At 60.2% G+C, this 1865-nt stretch carries 1 protein-coding gene and 1 pseudogene; both read right to left on the bottom strand.

All coding sequences use genetic code 11. The features are described 5' to 3' along the window. The coding region (locus tag NW819_RS05065) for an NAD+ synthase (RefSeq protein ID WP_414413083.1) at window positions 1-1549 on the bottom strand (1549 nt) is incomplete at its 3' end. Window positions 1550-1586: 37 nt separating this feature from the next. Then, window positions 1587-1817: pseudogene (locus NW819_RS05070) on the bottom strand (ATP-binding protein); the annotation flags it as partial. Window positions 1818-1865: the final 48 nt, after the last annotated feature.

Raw genomic sequence — 1865 nt, forward strand, 5'->3', positions numbered from 1 at the left:
TGTCGGGATCGAACCCTTGAGCCACCAACTCCGGGCCGGATTGATGCTGCTCGATGTGCCGCTGCAGGATCTTGTCCAGCAAATCGTAGGGGGGCAAGCTGTCGCTATCTTGTTGGCCGGGTCGCAATTCCGCTGAGGGGGGCTTGGTCAGAGTAGCAAGCGGGATCCGCTCCTGCTGTCGGTTGATCCAGCGAGCCAAGCGGTACACCCAGGTCTTGGGCACATCGGAAATCACCGCCAGGCCGCCGGACATATCCCCGTAAATGGTGCAGTAGCCCACTGCTAGCTCTGATTTGTTGCCTGTGGTCAGCAGCAGCCGCCCGAACTTGTTGGAAAGGGCCATGAGGAGGGTGCCGCGAATGCGAGATTGCAGGTTTTCTTCCGTGATGTCTGGGGGGAGGCCGGCAAAGGGCTCTGCCAAAAGCTGGTGGTAGCTCTCCATGATGGACTGAATCGGCAGCTTCAGGGTCGGGATCCCCAGGTTTTGCGCCAGTTGGTAGGCGTCGGTCAGGCTGCCAGGGCTGGAATAGGGAGAGGGCATGAGCACCCCCAGCACCCGCTCCGGCCCCAAGGCATCGGCAGCGATCACAGCAGTGACGGCAGAGTCGATCCCCCCCGACAGGCCCAATAGCACCTCGCGAAAGCCACATTTGCTGACGTAATCGCGGGTGCCCAAAACCAACGCCTCGTACAGCTCAGCTTCCGGCTCGGTCGGCCAGCGGGATCCCGCGGTCGGTGGATTCTGGTCTGGGTTGGGAGACTGCGTCAACTCGTCCACATCCAGGATGAGGTGATCCGGCTGAAAGGCAGCCGCTTGGGCCACAACCCGACCCCGGCGATCTAGGGCACAACTGGCCCCATCGAAGATGAGATCGTCGTTGCCCCCCACTTGATTGACGTAGAGAATGGGCAGGGCGTGCTTGCGGGCCAGGGATCCCAGCATCTCCACCCGCAACTTCTGTTTGCCTAGGCTGAAGGGGGAAGCCGAGAGGTTAATCAGCAGGTCGGCACCGCAGCGGGCCATCTCTTCCACCGGATCCCAGTGGTAGCGGCGGTGCTGCCAAAAATCGCGGTCGTTCCAAATGTCTTCACAAATGGTAAAGCCCAGGCGGCGGCCACGGTACTCGATGGGTTGGGGCTGGGATCCCGGCTCAAAATAGCGATCTTCGTCGAAGACATCGTAGGTGGGCAAGAGCGACTTCTGGAACCAATGGCGGATCTGGCCCCCCTCCAGCCAGGCAGCAGCATTGTAAAGGGGCCGACCCTCAGGCAGAGGATTGGGCTGCACGGATCCCACGACCACCGGAATGCTGGCCTGTAGCCGACTGGCCAAGTGCTGCAAAACTTGGTTCGCTCTCTCGATCAGGGCCGGGTAGAGCAACAAATCGCGAGGTGGATACCCCAGCAACGCCAGCTCCGAGGTGATGGCCAACTCTGCTCCCGCCGCCGCCACTGCCTCGACTGCCGAACGGATGCGCTCGGCATTTCCGCTTAGATCGCCGACGATGTAGTTCAGTTGCAACAGCGCTACCTTCACCCTGCCCCCCATATGGTAAATCTCACCATAAGTGGCCCAAACCGAATCGTCAACAAGATTCTGCTGCGGGCAAGCAAAGAATAAACGTGGTTTGGTGGGCAGTGCTTTCCACCTGCAAAGAGCCGCCCAAGTGGTTGGCAATGGCTTGGGCCAGAGCCAATCCCAAGCCTGTTCCCCCCTGCTGCCAGGGATCCGAGTGGGGGATGCGATAAAACTGCTCGAAAATGCGTTCTTGTTCTTCGAGGGGAATGGTGGTGCCCGTGTTGGTCAAGCGCAGCTCCCAGCGGTCGGAACCTAAAGCAACAGCCTCTAGGTCGTGTTGATCTTA

Source organism: Synechococcus sp. R8-2 (assembly GCF_047461715.1).
Lineage (GTDB): Bacteria > Cyanobacteriota > Cyanobacteriia > Thermostichales > Thermostichaceae > Thermostichus.